Source organism: Caballeronia glathei (genome assembly GCF_000698595.1).
GTDB lineage: Bacteria > Pseudomonadota > Gammaproteobacteria > Burkholderiales > Burkholderiaceae > Caballeronia > Caballeronia glathei.
The window spans coordinates 1-387 of sequence record NZ_JFHC01000322.1 but is presented as its reverse complement, the minus strand read 5'-3'; the positions used below and the strand labels follow the sequence as shown (position 1 = coordinate 387).

Genomic DNA, 387 nt, shown 5'->3' with positions numbered 1-387 from the left:
CGGTCACGCCTTGGGCAAACAGCTGCTTATAGCCCGCGAAGTCATCGCACACCAAGTGGCCGCGCCATGGGTCAAGGAAGGCTCGCGCATGTTCGCCCGCGCGGCTCTCGGCAAAGTCGTAGACAACCGCCTTCAATGGTTCGAATGCTCCCGGGCAATAAGTCCAGAGATAAGCGCGGTGCGTCTTCCCCTTTCCCGGACTGAGCATCGAAATCGGTGTCTCGTCGGCGTGCAACACGCGATGCTTCAGGATCTTCTCTTTTAGCGCGTCGACTAACGGCTGCAGTTGAACGCCACACGTGCCCACCCATTGGCCCAGTGTTGATCGGGGAATGGCCAGGCCGGCACGCGCGAAGATGCGTTCTTGTCTGTACAGCGGAAGGTGAT

1 protein-coding gene is annotated in these 387 nt (G+C 59.7%); it reads right to left on the bottom strand.

The window, feature by feature from the left end; all coding sequences use genetic code 11:
* On the bottom strand, positions 1–387 hold a 387-nt coding region (locus BG61_RS38970), incomplete at both ends, for an IS66 family transposase (RefSeq protein WP_035943902.1).